Origin of the sequence: Bradyrhizobium sp. TM239, assembly GCF_036247985.1 — a bacterium.
In the GTDB taxonomy this organism is placed as follows: domain Bacteria; phylum Pseudomonadota; class Alphaproteobacteria; order Rhizobiales; family Xanthobacteraceae; genus Bradyrhizobium; species Bradyrhizobium ottawaense.
This window is the reverse complement of the sequence record NZ_BTIR01000005.1, coordinates 181,337-199,364: the sequence shown is the minus strand read 5'-3', so window position 1 is coordinate 199,364 and position 18,028 is coordinate 181,337. Positions and strand designations below refer to the sequence as shown.

At 64.8% G+C, this 18,028-nt stretch carries 17 protein-coding genes; 3 read left to right on the top strand and 14 right to left on the bottom strand.

Features of this window, described 5'->3' with window-relative positions; all coding sequences use genetic code 11:
• Positions 1-244 precede the first annotated feature (244 nt).
• The 9 genes from AABA84_RS09745 to AABA84_RS09705 form a co-directional block, all read right to left on the bottom strand.
• The gene (locus AABA84_RS09745) at positions 245-1,282 is read right to left on the bottom strand and encodes a patatin-like phospholipase family protein (protein ID WP_212249784.1); all 1,038 of its coding nucleotides are present in this window, start codon (positions 1,280-1,282) and stop codon (positions 245-247) included.
• Complete coding sequence (locus tag AABA84_RS09740; RefSeq protein ID WP_338306259.1) at positions 1,279-2,208, bottom strand: polyphosphate kinase 2 family protein; 930 nt, start codon at positions 2,206-2,208, stop codon at positions 1,279-1,281. Before AABA84_RS09740 ends, AABA84_RS09745 begins: the two co-directional genes overlap by 4 nt.
• Positions 2,168-3,187, bottom strand: coding sequence for a branched-chain amino acid ABC transporter permease (locus AABA84_RS09735; protein ID WP_212249788.1), 1,020 nt, complete (start codon positions 3,185-3,187; stop codon positions 2,168-2,170). Before AABA84_RS09735 ends, AABA84_RS09740 begins: the two co-directional genes overlap by 41 nt.
• Positions 3,184-4,065 (bottom strand): branched-chain amino acid ABC transporter permease, encoded by an 882-nt coding sequence (locus AABA84_RS09730; protein WP_212249790.1) that lies wholly within the window; start codon positions 4,063-4,065, stop codon positions 3,184-3,186. Before AABA84_RS09730 ends, AABA84_RS09735 begins: the two co-directional genes overlap by 4 nt.
• Positions 4,066-4,070: 5 nt before the next feature.
• The gene (locus tag AABA84_RS09725) at positions 4,071-4,775 is read right to left on the bottom strand and encodes an ABC transporter ATP-binding protein (protein WP_338311950.1); all 705 of its coding nucleotides are present in this window, start codon (positions 4,773-4,775) and stop codon (positions 4,071-4,073) included.
• A 2-nt stretch (positions 4,776-4,777) separates the two neighbouring features.
• Positions 4,778-5,545: an ABC transporter ATP-binding protein gene (locus AABA84_RS09720; RefSeq protein ID WP_091961369.1), complete on the bottom strand. Its 768-nt coding sequence runs from the start codon at positions 5,543-5,545 to the stop codon at positions 4,778-4,780.
• A 15-nt stretch (positions 5,546-5,560) separates the two neighbouring features.
• On the bottom strand, positions 5,561-6,883 hold the full coding sequence (locus AABA84_RS09715) for an ABC transporter substrate-binding protein (RefSeq protein WP_212249794.1): 1,323 nt from the start codon (positions 6,881-6,883) through the stop codon (positions 5,561-5,563).
• A 93-nt stretch (positions 6,884-6,976) separates the two neighbouring features.
• Positions 6,977-7,681, bottom strand: a complete 705-nt coding sequence (locus tag AABA84_RS09710; RefSeq protein WP_338306256.1) for an NUDIX hydrolase — start codon at positions 7,679-7,681, stop codon at positions 6,977-6,979.
• Positions 7,682-7,711: 30 nt separating this feature from the next.
• On the bottom strand, positions 7,712-8,737 hold the full coding sequence (locus AABA84_RS09705) for an ABC transporter substrate-binding protein (protein WP_212249804.1): 1,026 nt from the start codon (positions 8,735-8,737) through the stop codon (positions 7,712-7,714).
• Positions 8,738-8,874: 137 nt separating this feature from the next.
• Between AABA84_RS09705 and AABA84_RS09700 the strand changes: the two genes are divergently transcribed.
• Entirely contained in the window at positions 8,875-9,324 is a 450-nt protein-coding gene (locus AABA84_RS09700) for a cupin domain-containing protein (RefSeq protein ID WP_338311949.1), read from the top strand.
• A 231-nt stretch (positions 9,325-9,555) separates the two neighbouring features.
• On the opposite strand, the gene AABA84_RS09695 is transcribed toward AABA84_RS09700, so the two are convergent.
• Together AABA84_RS09695 and AABA84_RS09690 are read right to left on the bottom strand one after the other, a co-directional pair.
• Complete coding sequence (locus AABA84_RS09695) at positions 9,556-10,344, bottom strand: ABC transporter permease (protein WP_338306254.1); 789 nt, start codon at positions 10,342-10,344, stop codon at positions 9,556-9,558.
• A complete protein-coding gene (locus AABA84_RS09690; protein WP_338311948.1) occupies positions 10,344-11,162 on the bottom strand; it encodes an ABC transporter ATP-binding protein in 819 nt (272 codons plus the stop codon). Before AABA84_RS09690 ends, AABA84_RS09695 begins: the two co-directional genes overlap by 1 nt.
• 124 nt (positions 11,163-11,286) lie before the next feature.
• Between AABA84_RS09690 and AABA84_RS09685 the strand changes: the two genes are divergently transcribed.
• Entirely contained in the window at positions 11,287-12,069 is a 783-nt protein-coding gene (locus AABA84_RS09685; RefSeq protein WP_212249812.1) for an ATP-binding cassette domain-containing protein, read from the top strand.
• Complete coding sequence (locus AABA84_RS09680) at positions 12,066-13,625, top strand: ABC transporter permease/substrate-binding protein (RefSeq protein WP_212249814.1); 1,560 nt, start codon at positions 12,066-12,068, stop codon at positions 13,623-13,625. Before AABA84_RS09685 ends, AABA84_RS09680 begins: the two co-directional genes overlap by 4 nt.
• A gap of 173 nt (positions 13,626-13,798) precedes the next feature.
• Here the strand turns inward: AABA84_RS09680 and AABA84_RS09675 are convergent, their stop codons facing one another.
• The 3 genes from AABA84_RS09675 to ilvC all read right to left on the bottom strand — a co-directional run bounded on the left by AABA84_RS09675 (position 13,799) and on the right by ilvC (position 17,912).
• Entirely contained in the window at positions 13,799-15,511 is a 1,713-nt protein-coding gene (locus AABA84_RS09675) for a sulfatase-like hydrolase/transferase (RefSeq protein ID WP_212249816.1), read from the bottom strand.
• 367 nt (positions 15,512-15,878) lie between these two features.
• On the bottom strand, positions 15,879-16,730 hold the full coding sequence (locus AABA84_RS09670; protein ID WP_212249818.1) for an SDR family oxidoreductase: 852 nt from the start codon (positions 16,728-16,730) through the stop codon (positions 15,879-15,881).
• A 162-nt stretch (positions 16,731-16,892) separates the two neighbouring features.
• Positions 16,893-17,912, bottom strand: a complete 1,020-nt coding sequence (ilvC, locus tag AABA84_RS09665) for a ketol-acid reductoisomerase (RefSeq protein WP_028145443.1) — start codon at positions 17,910-17,912, stop codon at positions 16,893-16,895.
• Positions 17,913-18,028 lie beyond the last annotated feature (116 nt).

Below are 18,028 nucleotides of genomic sequence, written 5' to 3'. Positions count from 1 at the left end.
TTGCGACCATCGGCATGCTCCTCCTGTGCCACAACACTGTCAAGCGGGATCAATGATGTGAAGGATCACATTTGAATGTGCCGGTTCCCATGGATAGGCATGGTGACATCATGTCCCTGTTTTGCCCGCCGCGTCAACTCGATTTCGCAAAATCAGCATTCATATGACTCCCGCCGGCAAGCCATTGATTCCGCTGCGCCCGGCTACTGTGCATGGGGTCGTTTTCGTAGTTTTTGTCTGCGGCCTAGAGAAACATGTCGGCCAGGTCCACCGTCGAGGCCATCCCGACCCGGTCGAAGTTGCGCGCCAGCCAGCTTCGCGCCGACGAACGGCCCTCGTCGCGCAGGCGACACAACAGGCTCCATTCGGGATGGAATTGCGTGGCCGTGCCGAGCTGCGACATCAGCTGGTCGTTGCCGATCCAGTGCATGTACATGCGGCTGTGCTTGCCGCTGTCGAGCTCGCCATCATCGATCAGCCGTGTGGCGAAGGCGATCGCGCGCATCTCGCGCATCAGGGACGAATTGAAGCTGATCTCGTTGATGCGATGGAGGACGTCGGCCGCGCTCGTCGGCAGCTCGTCCCGCCGGATCGCCGTGACCTGCACGATGACGACGTCGTGGCTGCCCTTGCGGTAGATCAGCGGATAGATCGCGGGATTGCCGAGATAGCCGCCGTCCCAATAATGCTCGCCGTCGATCTCGACGGCCTGGAAATAGGGCGGCAGGCAGGCCGAGGCCAGTACGGTCTCCGCGGTGAGATGCGGGCTCTGAAATACCTTGATCTTGCCGGTGCGGACGTTGGTCGCGTTGAGGAACAGTTGCGGCGCCTCGGGCGAGGAATTGAGCCGGTCGAAATCGACGACGCGCTGCAAGAGTGACCGGAGCGGATTGAAATGAAAGGGATTGAGCAGACCCGGCGGCAGCGTGTGCGTCAACGTGTGGATGACGGCGTGGACCGGATGATATTCCGGCGGCAGCTTCAGGGCCTGGATCCACTGGTTCAGCGGCGACATCAAATCGTACGCCATGTCCATGCGAGACACTTCGTACCAGAATGCGTGCAGGCTCTCCCGCGCGGCCTCCGCACCCCCGTGCGCCATGCCGGAAGCCATCGCCACCGCATTCATGGCGCCGGCACTGGTCGCGCTGACCGCCTCGATCGCGAGCCTGCCGTCTTCGAGCACCTGGTCGAGCACGCCCCAGACGAAGGCGCCGTGCGCGCCGCCGCCCTGGAGCGCGAAATTGACGGTCTTGCGGTCGGCGGTCGGATTGGCTGTCACTTTGCTTTCTTCTTGCCTCCCGTCCCCTCTTTCTCCAGCGCCTTGCGGACTTGCTCGAACTCCACCACCGAGGCCTTGTCGGCGCGGGGGAAACGCAGGTCGAGTTTTTCGAGCGCGGCATTGATCACCGAGCCGATCACGACGCGCGCGAACCATTTGTGGTCCGCGGGCACGACGTACCAGGGCGCGTGGGACGTCGCCGTGTGGCGGACGATGTCCTGATAGACCGCTTGGTAGCGCGGCCACAGCGCGCGCTCCTTGATGTCGTCCATGGAGAACTTCCACTGCTTGGCCGGGTCCTCCAGCCGGTCGAGGAAGCGCTCGCGCTGCTCGTCCTTGGACACGTTGAGGAAGAACTTCAGCACCACGGTGCCGTTGCGGCAAAGGTAGCGCTCGAACGCCGAGATGTCCTCGAACCGCTCCTTCCAGATGTTCTTGGTGAGGAGCTTTTGCGGCAGCTTCTCCTTGGCGAGGATCTCCGGGTGCACACGCGTGACGAGGCACTCCTCGTAATGGGATCGGTTGAAGATGCCGATATGGCCGCGTTCGGGCAGCGCGATCGCGTGGCGCCAGAGGAAATCGTGGTCGAGCTCCTTGCTGCTCGGCGCCTTGAAGGCATGGACCTCGCATCCCTGCGGATTGATGCCCTCGAAGATCGCCTTGATGGCGCTGTCCTTGCCGCCGGCGTCCATGGCCTGGAACACGATCAGGAGCGACCAGCGGTCCTGGGCATAGAGCTTCTCCTGAAACCCGATCAGCCGCTTCTTGTTGGCGTCGAGAATCGCCAGCGCCTTCTCCTTGTCGAGATCGCCCTTCTCGTCGGTCTTGTGCGCCTTGAGATGAAACTTGCCCGAGCCGTCATAGCGGAACGGCGTGATGTAGCGGTCAAGTTCCTGGGCGAGCGATTTGGACGGCTTCTTGCTCATGAGCGCGGGGCACCTTGCGTTGCGGCTTCAGTCGGTCGAGCAAGCTACCAAGGATACCCTTGGGAAGGAATATGATGAAAAGGACCAGCAGCACGCCATAGACGAGATTGTCCCAGCCGACCGCCTTGGTGCCGAAGCCGATGCGAAGGGTCTCGGCCAGCAGGATCGTGATCACGGCGCCAAAGGTCGGGCCGAGCGAGACGAACAGGCCGCCGACGATAGCCGCGAACACCATCTGCAGCGACACCGCAATGCCGCTGACCGTGTCGGGCGTGATGAACATCTGATACTGGCAGTAGATCGCGCCCGCGAGCGCCGTCATCACCGCGCTGAGCAGCGTGATCTTCAGCTTCTCCGCGGTGACGTCGACGCCGGCGGCGGCGGCTGCGTCCTCGTCCTCCGAAATCGCCTCCAGCGCGTAGCGGCTCATGCTGCGGTCGACCCAGTGCCAGACCACGATGCCGAACAGCCAGACGCCGAGCGCGATCAGATACCAGGTGATCTTGTCGTCGAACTGCAGTGCCAGCAGCTTGTTGCCCGAGGTTCGATTCGGCGTGTAACCCAGCGAGCCGCCGGTGTAATCGCGCGTCGCCGTGATGACCTGAAGCACGATGCCTGACAGCGCCAGCGTGACCAGCACGAAATAGTGTCCGGTGATGCGGAAACGGAAGCAGGGATAGCCGACGATCAGCGCCAGCACGCCGGCCGCGACCATGCTGACGGGAATGCCGATCCAGGGCGACACGCCGAGGTGGTTCCAGAGCAGCGCGGTGACATAGGCGCCGATCCCCATGAAGCCGCCATGCCCGAGCGAGACGAGGCCGAACCGCCCCATCATCGACCACGAGGTGTAGGCGAACGACCAGATCAGGATCAGCACCAGGATGTGCAGATGATAGGGATCGCGATAGACGAAGGGCAGCGCGACCAGCGCCGCCAGCCCGATCCCCCATGCTGCAAGCCGCCCCTGCCCCATCATCGGCGCCTCGCGAGCAGGCCCGCGGGCCGGATGAACATCATGACGATGAAGAAGGCGAAGGCGAGCACATAGCCCCATTCCAGATCGGAGAACAGGCCGCCGAGCGAGATGATCTCGGCAAACACGAAGGCTGCGATGAAGCCGCCGATGAAATTGCCGAGCCCGCCGAGCACGCAGATCAGGAAGGTGATCGGCCCGAAGGAGAGGCCGACGAAGGGATGCACGTCGTATTGCAGCACCAGGAGGCAGGCGGCGAGCCCGGCCAACCCGCCGCCGATTGCGGAGGTGATGAGATAGATCCTCTTCGTATCGACGCCCATCAGCGCCATGATCTGCCGGTCCTGCGAGATGGCGCGGATCGCAGTGCCGGTGAAGGTGCGGGTCATGAACAGATAGACCGCGACCATGCCGACCAGCGCCGCCAGAAATGACAGGAGTCGCGCGTAACTGAAGTTCATGTCGCCGAGGGCGAGCACCGGCAGGCGGATGCCGAGATTGCGGAAGTCGATGCCGAAGGCGACGGTGGCAAAGCTCTGCAGCACGAACAGCACCCCGCCGGTGGCGAGCAGCTGGTTGATCGGCGGCGCGGTCAGCAGCGGCGCGATCACGAGGTAATGCAGCGCCGCGCCGAGGATCGCGACCAGCACGATGGTGAGAGGCGCGGCGACGAAATAGCTGACGCCATAAACCTGCACCATGAAATACATGGCGTACATGCCGATCATCACCAGCTCGGCATAGCAGATCCAGGTCACGTCGATGACGCCGAAGATCAGGTTCAGCCCGAGCGCGAGCAGCGCCAGCACGCCGCCGAGCAGGATGCCGTTGATCACGGCCTCCAGCAGATAGATGTCGAAGATGTCCAAGAATGCCTGCATGCCCATCACACCCCGAGATAAGCTTCCTTGACCGTGTCGCTCGCCAGCATCTCGGCCGAGGTGCCCGACGCCCTGATCGTGCCCGCCTCGATCAGATAGGCGCGATCGACCACCTTCAGCACCTGCTGCACGTTCTGCTCGACGATCAGCACGGTCAGCCCGCTGGCGCGGATCCGCTTCACCAGCTCGAACACCTGCTGCACCACGACCGGCGCCAGCCCCGCCGACGGCTCGTCGAGCAGCAGCAGTTTTGGATTGGACATCAGCGCACGGCCGATCGCGCACATCTGCTGCTCGCCGCCAGACATGGTGCCGGCCATCTGGTGGCGCCGTTCCTTCAGGCGCGGAAACAGGTCGAACACCACTTCGAGCCGCTCGGCATAGTGACCGCGCGCCTCCTTCATAAAGGCGCCCATCTTGAGATTGTCGTCGACCGAGAGCTGCGGAAACAGCCGCCGGTTCTCCGGCACATGCGCGATCCCGAGGCTGACGATCTTGTGCGGCGGCGTTGCCACGACGTCGGCGCCCTCCATCCGGATCGAGCCGCGCGAGGGCCGGATCAGTCCGGAGATGACGCGCATCAGGGTGGTCTTGCCGGCGCCATTGGGGCCGATGACGCCGACGGCCTCGCCGGCCTTCACGTCGAGATTGACGTCGAACAGCGCCTGGAACGTGCCATAGCCGGCATTGACGGCGCGGAGCTCCAGCATGCCTAGCCTCCCGCGCGGCGGCGCGCTTCGGCGGCCGCGGCCTGCGTGGTCTCGGCATCGGTGCCGAGATAGACCTCGATCACGCGCGGATCGCCCGCGACCGCACTCGGCAAGCCTTCCGAGATCTTCTCGCCGTGATCGAGCACCATGACGCGATCGACGACGCGCATCAGCACGCCCATGATGTGCTCGACCCAGATGATGGTGATGCCGAGCTCGTCGCGGATGTTGCGCAGCATGTCGGCGGCCTGATCCATCTCCGTTTCGTCGAGACCGCCGAGGCTCTCGTCGGCGAGCAGCAGCTTTGGCGCGGTGGCGAGTGCCTTGGCCAGCTCGAGCTTCTTCAGGCCGGCCGCGCCCAGACCATCGACGCTGGCATGGCGATCGGTCGGCAGGCCGACCATCGCCAGCGAACGCTCGGCCGCCTCCTCCGCCCTGGCACGGCTATGGCGGCCCTGGCCGTAAAAGCCGGCGAGCGCGACGTTCTCGAAAATGGTCAGGCGACGGAACGGTCGTGGAATCTGGAAGGTGCGACCGACGCCGCTGTTGATGATCCGGTGCGGCGCGAGGCCCGCGATCTCGGAGCCGCCGAACACGATCGAGCCCGATGTCGGCGCCAGCGTGCCGGAGAGCATGTTGAAGATCGTGCTCTTGCCCGAGCCGTTGGGGCCGATCAGGCCGAGGATCTCGCCCTGATCGACCCGAAACGACACGTTGTTGACGGCGGTGAAGCCGCCGAACCGCTTCACCAGCCCGCTGACCTCCAGCACCAGGGCTCTCCGCCGCTACTGGTTGCTGTAGGTGGTGCCTTTCGGCAGCGGCAGCACGGCTTCGCGCTGCGCCTGGCTCTTCGGCCACACCACGGAGGATTTGTCGTCGATATACTGGATCACGACGGGGAACGAGCGCTCGTTCTGCCCGGCCATGGGGCTGCCTTCGCCGTAGAACTTCACGCCGAAGCCGAGCATGGTGCCGCCTTCGGGGATGTCGGTGTCGAGCGCGGCCTTGCGCAGCGCCTCGGGATCGACACCGCCGTATTTCTTGATCGCGCGCGGCAGCACGTCGGCCATGAACACGTAGGTATTGGACGCACCGATGCCGACATGGGCTGAGCGAATGGCAACGCCGGGCCTGATCTTGTCGAACTCCTCGCCGACCATCTTGATCACGGGCGGGAGCTTCGGATCCATGGTCTTCTGGTTGGCGAGCCAGATCGAGATCGGGTCAGTGTTGAAGATATAGGTGGCGTCGGCCCCCATGCCTTCCTTCAGCTTCTCATAGACGCCGTAGCCCGCGCCATGCCCCATCAGCGCGCCGAACTTCAGGCCCTGCTCGCGGGCCTGGCGGAGCAGCAGCGTGATGTCGGGGTTGTAGCCGGTGTGGAAGATCACATCGGGCTTGGCGCGCTTCAGCTTGGTCACCAGCGCCGACAGATCGGGCGCGGTCGCCGAATAGCCCTCCTTCATCACGACGTTGAAGCCGGCCTTCTTAGCGCCTGCTTCGTTGCCCTTCGAGACGTCGACGCCATAGGCGCCGTCTTCGTGGATGATGGCGACGCGCAGGTCCTTTGGCTCCTTGTCGAACTTCGCCTTGGCGTTTTGCGCGATGAAATCCATCGTCATCATGCCGAACTGGTCGCCGCTGGCCTGCGGACGGAACACGTATTTGTAGCCCTTCTCGTTGAACACGGCGGACGAGATGCAGGTCGTCATCCACATGAACTTCTTGAGCTGCTCGACGCGGGCCGCCACCGGCACGCACTGCGCCGAGGAGAAGAAGCCGAGCACCATGTCGACCTTCTCCTGCTCGAGCAGGCGGACGGATTCGTTGATGGCGATGTCCGGCTTGCTCTGCGCGTCGGCATAGACCGCCTCGATCTTGTAGCCTTCGACGCCGGTCCTGGCGAAATGGTCGAGGATGATCTTTGCGCCGATATAGCCGAGCTCGGAACCGCCGCCGGCCAGAGGTCCGGTCAAATCAAAAACGACGCCGATCTTGATCTTCTTGTCCTGGGGTTTGTCCTGGGCCTGGGCGGACGCCGCCAGGCTCGTCGCAGCAATCGCGACCACCAGCCCACGTACCAATCGGGCAGCCATGCGCAGGCGCATCAAAACCTCCCTGGACGATTGTGCATTGCATTCGTCTTGCTTTTGGTTGCCCCCATCACATGGGCAGAGCGCAGGGATGTCAAGCCTTGCGCATCAGCGCGAAGCGAACTGCTGCTCGATAAAGGCCGTGACAAATCGCGGCATGGTCGGCGTGAGATCACCCATCCCGCGCACGAGATGAATGGCCGACAATTCAGGCTCGTGCTCACGGGCGAGATTGGCTTCGATCCGGGCGCGGGCCTCATCGCCGGGCATGTCGAGGTTGAGCACCTGCATCATCGCAATCGTGGGGCCGCTGACGACGCAGTGCCAGTCCGGCTCGGCCCGATAGTCCGCCGCCGTCAGGCCCGTCTCCTCCTGAATTTCGCGGACGACGCTGCCAGGAATGTCCAGCGTCCCGTCCCTGACATCGTCGAGATCGGGCGTGCCCGACGGGAAATAGATGCGGCCTGCGTTGGCGGTGTGCTGCGCCATCTCGCCCATCACGAAGGCACCGTCGGACGTGCGCAGCGCGCCCATGCCAAAACCGTTGAACACGGGAGCGCCGGGAAAGCCCCAGTCGCGCCAGGCGAGGAAGCTTGCGAAATCGGTCTCGAAATAGGTCGAGGCGAAATGGCCGCCCGTGAACACGGGATCGCACCCGAGCAGGACGCGGCCGTTCCAGATCTTCGGCCGCTCGCGCTGCTTCTCGGCAAAATGTATCGCGATCTCGGCGCGACGCTCCTCGGCGAACGGCCAGACGATCGGCCGCACGGCAAGAGCAAGCGTCGTGACGCGATGAATGACCAGTGACGTCATGAGGGGGCGTCTATCACGCCTTCGCGTCAGCTATTTGGCGTTCCCCGTGGTTTTCTTGGCCTGCTCGACATACCTGTTGGTGAAGGTCTTGCTGACGTCGATCTTGGCATTGGCCACCTCGGGCGAGCCGACGCTGAACACGGCGAGCACGGCGTCCGCGCCCTTCGGGTCCATCTTGCCGGTTTCGGAGAACATCGGGATCGTGTTCTTCAGCGCGGCGAGATAGAGATCCTTGTTCTTGCCGACCGTCTCTTCCGGCATCTTCGCCATGATCTCCTCAGGGCTGTGCGAATGGATCCAGGCGAGCGTGGCGAGGATCGCGTTGGTGAGCGCCTGCGTCTCCTTCTCGTGCTTGGCAACCCAGGCCGCGGTCGAGTACAGCGCGCCGCCCGGATATTCGCCGCCGAAGGTCTCGAGCGTGTCCTTCTGCGTGCGGGTGTCGGAGAGGATGCGCAGATCCTTGTGGCTGCCCTGGAGCACGGTGACGGAGGGGTCGAGCATCACGGCCGCGTCGATCTGGCCCTGCTCCATCGCGGCGACCGCGGTGGCGCCGAGGCCGACGCCGATCACGGCGGCGCTGGTGGGATCGACCCCGCTCTTCTTCAGCATGTACTTCAGGAAAAAGTCGGTGGAGGAGCCGGGCGCGCTGACGCCGACCTTCTTGCCGGCGAGATCCTTGACCGACTTGATGTCGTTGGTGCGCGAGGGCGCGACCACGAGCACGAGGCCGGGATAGCGGTCATAGACCACGAATGCCTGAAGCTCCTGCTTCTTGGCGGCCAGATTGACGCAATGGTCGAAATAGCCGGACACGACATCGGCGCTGCCCCCGAGCACGGCCTTGAGCGCGTCCGAGCCGCCCTTGAGGTCGACCAGCTCGACATTGAGGCCGGCCTTGTCGTATTCGCCGAGCTGCTTGGCCAGCACCGTGGGCAAATAGCACAGGCAGGAGCCCCCGCCGACCGCGATGGTCACCTTGCTTTGCGCCGCGGCAAATCCGGTGGTGAGCGTCAGCGCCAGCAGCGCGCCGGCGAGCCTGGCAATCGTGTTCTTCATTGGTTTCCTCCGTTCGGCCGGCGGCACCATAGAGCAGCGGGTCGGGCTTGAGAAGCGTGGCCTAAGGCACTGGCCACCGGCCTTTTGGCGCAATAGCATGCGGGTACAACAACAATTCTTGATGGGGAGGATCATCCATGAATCGCCTTGCAATCGGGCTGTCGATCGCCGCCGCCTTTGCCGCCGGATGCGGCGCGAACCAGCTGCTCCGGCCGGCGCTCGCCGCCGAGAACATCAATGCGCAGATCATCCACACCGGCGAGATGGACGGCGATGCGCTCGGGGCCGCCAACAATGTCGGCTACCGCTCAAAAATGTTCGCGAGCGCCGACGGCGCCACGATCTCGATCCAGGTCGGCAATGTGCCCAAGCACATGCATCCCAACACCAACGAGATCCAGTACATTCTCGACGGCACCGGCACGATCTGGCTCGGCGACAAGGAAGTGGCGGTGAAGCCGGGCGACCTCGTCATCATTCCGAAGGGCACGCCGCATGGCGGCACCAAGCCGATCAGCGGACAGGTCAAGGCGATCGCGATCAAGACGCCGCCGCAGGCGCCCGACGACACCAAGCTGCTGGATTGATGATGGTGAGCTCCCTCTCCCGCTTGCGGGAGAGGGCTGGGGAGAGGGTGCCTCCGCGCTGGGACAATCCCCCAGAGGAGAAAACCCTCACCCGGCGCTACGCCATAGCCGAGGCTTCGCCTCGGCGTCTCTCAGAAGAACGGCCGTCGAAGGCGGCCTATACCTCTCCCGCAAGCGGGAGAGGTTAACTGCCGCCGCGGCTCGCACCAATTCCTGCAATATGCTTTGCAACTATCCCCGCCCATCCGCCGCGCTCGGCCGCCACACCAACAGGCGCCGTTCCACCAGCGTGACGCCATAGTCGATCAGGATGACGAAGGCCGACAGCACGAACATGCCGGCGAACACGCCGGCGACATCGAACACACCCTCGGCCTGCTGAATGAGATAGCCGAGCCCCGCCGCCGATCCCAGATATTCGCCGACGACCGCACCGACCACGGCAAAGCCGACCGAGGTGTGCAGCGAGGAGAACATCCAGGACAGCGCCGAGGGCCAATAGACGTGCCGCATCAGCTGCCGCTCGCTCATGCCGAGCATGCGGCCATTGTCGAGCACGGTGCGGCTGACCTCCTTGACGCCCTGATAGACGTTGAAGAACACGATGAAGAACACCAAGGTCACGCCGAGCGCGACCTTGGACCAGATGCCAAGCCCCAGCCACAGCGCGAAGATCGGCGCCAGCACGACGCGGGGCAGCGCGTTGACCATCTTGACGTAGGGATCGAACACCGCGGCGACCAGTGGCTGGCGCGCGAACCAGAAGCCGATCAGCACACCACCGGCCGATCCGATCACGAAGGCCAGGATCGATTCCGCCAGCGTGATGCCCAGATGCTTCCAGATCACGCCGGAGGCGAACCACTTCACGATCTGGCTGAACACGTCGAGGGGGTTGGAGAAGAAGAACGGCGGCAGCAGGATCTTGCCGAACACGGGAACGGTCGACAGCACCTGCCACAGCACGATGCAGACGACCGCGACCAGGACTTGCAGCGCAAACAGCGTCGGGCGCGACATCAGACCGCCCCCGCCGCTTGGGTGGATTGCGCGTAGCCCTTCATCACCTCGTCCTTGAGCACGCTCCAGATCTCGCGGTGGAGCGCATGGAACTCCTTGTCCAGCCGCACCTCGAAGATGTCCCGCGGGCGCGGCAGGCTCACCCCCCAGTCGCCGATGATGCGCGAGGACGGCCCCGCCGACATGATCACGACGCGGTCGGCGAGCGCGATCGCCTCTTCGAGATCATGGGTGACGAACAGCACGGCCTTGCGGTCGGCGTTCCAGAGGTCGAGCAGCAGATTGCCCATCACCTGGCGGGTCTGCGCATCGAGCGGCCCGAATGGCTCGTCCATCAAGAGGATTTTTGGATCGCGGATCAGCACCTGCGCCAGCGCCACGCGCTTGCGCTGGCCGCCGGAGAGCATGTGCGGATACCGGCCCGCGAACGCGCCAAGGCCCACCGACGTCAGCCATTTCTGCGCCCGCGGCAGCGCCTCGGCGCGCGGCGTGCCCTTGATCTCGAGCCCGATCGCGACATTGTCGAGCGCGGTCTTCCACGGGAACAGCGCGTCGGCCTGGAACAGGTAGCCGGCATCCCGGTTCAGCCCCGCGAGCGGCCGGTCGAATATCCTGATATTGCCGGCAGCAGGCTTGAGCAGCCCGGCCGCGACGTTGAGCAGCGTGGATTTCCCGCAGCCGGTCGGGCCGACAATGGCCACGAACTCACCCTGCGCGACCGCAAGATGCGCCTTCTCCACCGCCGTATAGACCCGCCCGTCCCCGAGCCGGAACGCAACCTTGGCATCTTCCAGCGCCACTGCCGTGGGCGTTGACATGTGTACCCTCCGAACTTGGCCCGATGCCTTAGCCGCTCGCGCGCTCAAGTTCAATCAAGGCGCCAAGCGTGCTAGGCATGCCTTGTCCCTCCAGGAGAGGGCAAGGAAGAACGAGCTGCGTCGAATGCCTTCCAAGCCGGCCATCAGCTACGTCCACGTCACCAAGAGCTTCGGCCCGCTCAAGGCCGTGGACAACGTGTCGCTCGACATCGCCGAGGGCGAATTTCTGGCGATCGTCGGCGGCTCGGGCTCCGGCAAGACCACGCTGCTGCGGCTCGCCAACCGGCTGATCGAGGCCGATGGCGGCACCATCACGGTCGAGGGCGAGAATGTGCAGAGCGTCGATCCGGTCGCGCTGCGGCGGCGGATCGGCTACGTGTTCCAGAGCGGCGGATTGTTTCCGCACTTGAGCGTCGCCGACAATATCGGGATCACGCCGAAACTGCTGGGCGAGCCGGCGGCCGATATCGCAGCGCGCGTCGACGAGCTGCTGGATCTCGTGCAGCTCGACCGTGAGGCGCATCGCAGCCGTCTGCCGGAGGCGCTGTCCGGCGGCCAGCGCCAGCGCGTCGGCGTGGCGCGGGCACTGGCGGCGAAGCCGCGCATCGTGCTGATGGACGAGCCGTTTGGCGCACTCGATCCCCTCACCCGCGATGCCCTCGGCGAGGATTATCGTTCGCTGCATCGCAAGCTCGGCCTGACCACCGTGATGATCACGCATGACATGACGGAGGCGATCCTGCTCGCCGACCGCATCGCGGTGATGCGCGGCGGACAGCTGCTCGCGCAGGGCACCCCCGCCGCGCTCTCGAAGAGCAGCGACGCTTACGTGCTGGAGCTGCTACGCACGCCGCGGCGCCAGGTCGAGCGGCTGAACGCGCTGCTGCCACAAAGCGGTGCGGCATGAGCCTGTTTTCCGATCCACGCTGGGGCGAGGCGCTGGCGCATCTGCCCGATTATCTCGGCAATCATGTGCGGGTGAGCCTCGCTGCGCTCGCGCTCGGTCTCGCCGTCAGCCTGCCGCTGGCGATCCTGACGCGCAACCGCCCGGCGCCGCGAGCCATCCTGCTCGCAATCGCCAGCATCGTGCAGACGGTGCCGGGCCTGGCGCTGCTCGCGCTGTTCTATCCGCTGCTGCTGCTGGCCGCCTCGGTGACGCTGGCCTGGTTCGGCGTGTCCTTCTCGGCATTCGGCTTCCTGCCGGCGATGCTGGCGCTGGCGCTCTATTCGATGCTGCCGGTGCTGCGCAACGGCATCACCGGGCTCAACGGCATCGATCCCGCGCTGATCGAGGCCGCCAAGGGTGTCGGCATGACCGCGCGGCAGTCGCTGGTGATGGTCGAGCTGCCGCTGGCGCTGCCGGTGATGATGGCGGGCATCCGCACCGCCGCGGTGTGGGTGATCGGCACCGCGACGCTGTCGACGCCGATCGGCCAGACCAGCCTCGGCAATTACATCTTCGCCGGGCTTCAAACCCAGAACTGGGTGTTTGTGCTGTTCGGCTGCTTTGCCTCGGCCCTGCTCGCGCTCGCCGTCGACCAGCTGCTCGGCCTGATCGAGAGCGGTCTGCGCCGCCGCGGCCGCGCCCAAACCGCGCTCGGCGCGGCCGGAATCGCGGCGCTGGTCGCCGCAACGCTGGTGCCGACGATGGGGCGCTCGTCGCAGGGCTACGTCGTCGGCGCCAAGACATTCGCCGAGCAATATGTGCTGTCGGCCCTGCTCAGGGACCGCCTCCAGGCCGCCGGTCTGTCCGCGACGGCGCGCTCGGGCCTCGGCTCCAGCGTGATCTTTGGGGCGTTGAAGGCCGGCGACGTCGATCTCTATATCGATTATTCCGGCACGCTCTGGGCCAACCAGCTGCATCGCACCGACATCAAGCCGCGCGCAGAGCTGTTGACGGATTTGAAGACAAGCCTGGCAAAGGACAACATTACCCTGCTCGGCGAGCTCGGCTTCGAGAATGCCTATGCGCTGGTGCTCCCGAAGAAGCGCGCCGAGGCGCTTCATATCCGCACCATTGCCGATCTCGCCGCGCACGCATCGACGATGTCGATTGCCGGCGACTACGAGTTCTTCTCGCGCCCGGAATGGGCGGCGCTGCAAAAGGCCTATGGCCTCTCATTCCGCGCCCAGCGCCAGATGCAGCCCGACTTCATGTATGCAGCGGTTGCGAGCGGCGAAGTCGACGTCATCGCCGGCTACACCAGCGACGGGTTGATCGCGAAGTACGATCTCGTCGCGCTCGACGACCCCAGGCACGCGATACCGCCCTACGACGCTATCCTGCTGCTGGCGCCGAAACGCGCCGGGGACGAACGGCTCCAGGCCGCACTCAAGCCCCTGCTCGGCAAGATCGACATCGCCACCATGCGCGAAGCGAATCTACGCGCCAGCGGCAACGACGCGAATTCCTCGCCGGACGCAGTGGCGAAATGGCTATGGGAGAAGGTAGGCGGGCGGTAGGCCCGGATTTCGTAGGGTGGGCAAAGGCGCGAAAGCGCCGTGCCCACCGTCTCTCAACACGCGCGACGGGATGGTGGGCACGCTTCGCTTTGCCCACCCTACGATCTGACGCCGCTTGGTGAGCACCTCAGGGCGACTGTCAAAGAGTATCGCTTGCGGCCAAAGCAAGGCAGCTACAGCCCCCTGATCATCCCGGCATTGATCAGCAGGCGGTTCAGCCGCCGCGCTTCGGCGCCGTCCTTGCAGCTGTAGAACATGCCCTTGCAGCGGAGCATGATCTCCTTCTGCTCGGCAAAGGACGGATCGAGCGGGATGCCGGCGGCCTCCTGGATCACCAGCGGCAAATAGGGGCCGTCGATCGTGTCCATCACGGCCTCGCTTCTGACCGGCTCGAAATTGACCGCATCGATCGCGTAATAGGTCGCGTAGAGGCGCGGATCGTAGGCGTCCAGCTTCTTGCCGAGAGCGCCTTCGTTGAGCCCGGGCTCGAGGATCTGCGGCGCGAACTCCGGCTGGTGATCGCCATAGCGCACGATCAGGAAGGGCTCGCCCGGAAAATTCTTCTTCAGGCCCGCGACGAACGCCTTGTATTGCTCGGCGCTCATCGCCTGCCGGCGCAGATATTCGTCGATGGACGGCACATTGCCGGGCGCGCGCCAGTTCGGCAGCAGGTCGGGACGGAAGCGCGTCTCCCAGGGGAAATGATTGGCGCCGAGATAGATGAAGGTGAACAGCGGCTTGTTGGGCGGCTGCTGCCCCATCAGCTGGAGCGCCTTGTCGTAGAAGAAGCCGTCGGGCTCGACGTCCTTGGCGCCGAGATCCTTGGCGTCGAGGAAGCGCTCGATGCCGGTCGTCATCTGGAAGCTGCGCGCGGCCATGAAGCCGCCATGGGCGGGATAGAGCGACATCGTGTCGTAGCCGCAACGGCGCAGCGCCAGCGGCAGCCCGCGCTCGACGCGGTTCGAGGCAATGCGCGTCACGAAATAGGCGAAGCGGCCGAACGAGCGCGAGGAAAGGCCTGCGAGCACGTTGTATTCGGTGAACCAGCTCGGCCCGCCGTTGCTCTCGGCCAGAAACGCGCGCTGCTTGCCGTCCCAGGATTTGAAGTGGCTGCCATAGCCCTGCGGCACCTTGATGCCCTGGGCGGCGCGGATGTCGAAGCTCGATTCATCATGGATCATGATGATGTTCGGCCGGCGTCCGGCAGGATGGCAGGAATCGACCAGCGGCATGTTGAGCCGCTCGTTGGTCGCGGCCGCCGATTCCATGAAGCCGTATTGCACGAAGTCGGAGACCGAGCCGACGCCGGAGCGGAAGAATTTCGACAAATAGCCGTCGTCGTAATAGCCGCGCCAGGCCTCGTCCGGATGATAGAGCGAATAGCCGACCAGCGCGGCAAGACAGGCCAGCTTGCAGGCGAGCGCCGGCAGGCGGCGGATGCGGAACGGATCGAGCCACCACAGCGCATACATCAGCGGCAGCGTGACGAAGCCGGCCAGGATCACCGACCAGCGCAGATTCGGGAAGATCGTGAACAGGAACGCGACGGTGTCGCGGTCGATCATCATCAGGTCGATGAAGTTGACCGTCATCTGCACGACGTCGTGCTTGAGCCGCGACAGCAGCACCAGCACCACGACCATGGTCAGCGACAGCGCGCCGGACAGCGCCGGCCGGCGCAGCAGCGTGATCCAGAAAAAATTGAGGATGCCCCAGGCCAGCGCGAAGGAGAGGCGCGAGCCGAAATCGGTCTCGGTCTCGTACATCAGCGCGAGCGCGGCAAGATGGGGCGCGGCAACCGCGAGCAGCCGCCAGATGCCGAGCGCGGCGACGCTCGCCAGCACGGCGGTGGCGGCAGAAGGACCTGGATTGGGCGCGGACGCCATCGACGACACGCAACAGCTGGTCCGGCGCAATGATACCTAGCCGTCTGGCCGGCCCAAGGCGGGAATAAGGGCGGCTAGGGCGTCCGGCGCAGCCGGAAAGCCTGCACCGTGTCATAAAACTGTAACTGAACGGTCAAGGACAGGCAACGCGCGCCGTGATCCGACCTTCGCTTAATGTTTCGCGGGCGGCGATGGGCCGCAGGCCGGACAGGCTGGCCGGCCAACCTCCGGTTTTGGGCCGCCACCTGCTCTTCCGGTGCAAGCTGCAGCGCATCGGCACACGTCGGAGGTCGCCCCGGGCATCGTCAGGCTTCGACCGCGGGCCGGAGGCCGCGCGGCTTGCGGCCGGGGCGAGCTGAAACGTCGGTCACCCCTGTGGCAGCAGCCCGAGCCGCTTGGCGATGATCCGGTCGATCGTCCGTTTCGGCAGCACGGCGCCGATCAGATGGCGGAGCGGGTCGGGCGTGATCTGATAGCGCACCTTGGGGCTTGCCGCGGTCAGCGCCTCGAACACGATCTCGGCGATCCGCTCGGCCGGCAGGCCCTTCGCGCCGAGGTCCATCATGAAGGCCATGACCTTGTTCAGCGCCGGCAGATAGGGCGAGTTCTGGTAGACGGACAGATCGATCTGTTCGGCCTTGCTCCAGATCGGCGTCTTCACCGCGCCGGGGGCGACGATGATGACGTCGATGCCGAACAGCATCAATTCGCGGCGCAGGCTTTCCGACAGTCCCTCGACGGCGTGCTTGGAGGTGCAGTAGGGCGCCGAGAGCGGATTGCCGTTCTTGCCCGCGACCGAGCTGATCATCACGATCCGCCCCTTCGGCCCCTTCAGCGACGGGTCCGCCCCGAGCAGCGGCCCGAACGCCTGCGTCGCGATCACAGGGCCGATGACGTTGATGTCCATCTGGCGGCGGAAATCATCGGCCGACAATTCGAGCACGGGGCCTGCGACCGCGATGCCGGCATTGTTGACGAGGCCGGCCAGCGTTTCGCCGCCCAGCGCCTCGCGGAGTGTTCGCGCGGCAGCAAGGACCGCAGCCTCGTCGGTGACGTCGAACAGCAGCGGCGTGAAATTGGCGCCGAGCTCGGCCTTGAGCCTGTCGGCATCGGCCTGCTTGCGGACGCTGCCGAACACGCGAAAGCCGCGCTCAATCAGGAATTTTGCTGTGGCCCAGCCGATGCCGGTGGACGCACCGGTGACGACGACAGATCGCATGGTCTTCTCCCCTGAAGTTCACGCGATCATGCCTTGGATTTTGACCGGTGTCCCGGACAAGCGCAGCGAAGCGGAGCGCCGAGCCGGGACCCAGGAGCCGCATTGGACCCCGGATCAGCAGCGCAACACCAAAGTGCTGCGCTGCGTCCCGGGAAACGCGACTTAGTTCTTCGACTTGTCGACCAGCGCGCCCTTCTTGATCCAGGGCATCATGTCGCGCAGCTTGGCGCCGACTTCCTCGATCGGGTGCTGGGCGAGCTTGGCGCGGGTCGCCTTGAACGAGGTCTGGTTGACCTTGTTCTCGAGCATCCAGTCGCGGGCGAACTTGCCGCCCTGGATGTCGGCGAGAACGCGCTTCATCTCGGCCTTGGTCTCGGCGGTGACGATGCGCGGGCCGGTGACGTATTCGCCGTACTCGGCGGTGTTGGAGATCGAGTAGTTCATGTTGGCGATGCCGCCTTCATAGATCAGGTCGACGATCAGCTTCACTTCGTGCAGGCACTCGAAATAGGCCATCTCCGGCGCGTAGCCGGCCTCGACCAGGGTCTCGTAGCCGCCCTTGATCAGCTCGACCAGGCCGCCGCAGAGCACCACCTGCTCGCCGAACAGGTCGGTCTCGCACTCTTCCTTGAAGGTGGTCTCGATGATGCCGGCGCGGCCGCCGCCGACGGCGGAAGCATAGGACAGGCCGAGGTCATGGGCGTTGCCCGAGACGTCCTTGGCGATCGCGATCAGGCAGGGCACGCCGCCGCCGCGCTGATATTCCGAGCGCACGGTGTGGCCGGGGCCCTTCGGCGCGATCATGAGCACGTCGAGGTCGGCGCGCGGGTCGAGCAGGTTGAAGTGGACGTTGAGGCCGTGCGCGAACACCAGGGCGGCGCCCTTCTTCATGTTGTCGTGCAGGTGCTCGCGGTAGATGTCGCCCTGGAGCTCGTCCGGGGTCAGCATCATGACGAGGTCGGCCCATTTGGCGGCTTCGGCGACTTCCATCACCTTGAAGCCGGCGGCTTCCGCCTTCTTGACCGAGCCCGAGTCCTTGCGCAGCGCAATGGCGACGTCCTTGACGCCGGAATCCTTCAGGTTGAGCGCATGGGCGTGGCCCTGGCTGCCATAGCCCACGATGGCGACCTTCTTGCCCTTGATCAGATTCAGGTCGGCGTCGCGATCGTAATAAACACGCATGGGTCGTTTCCTCGTTCAGGGCCGAAATCGGCCAATGGTCAGTGTCCGAAGGGTGAAATTTGCGGATTTCGGGGGCTGTCTAGAGCATTTTCAGCCCATAGGGAAACCCGTTTCTG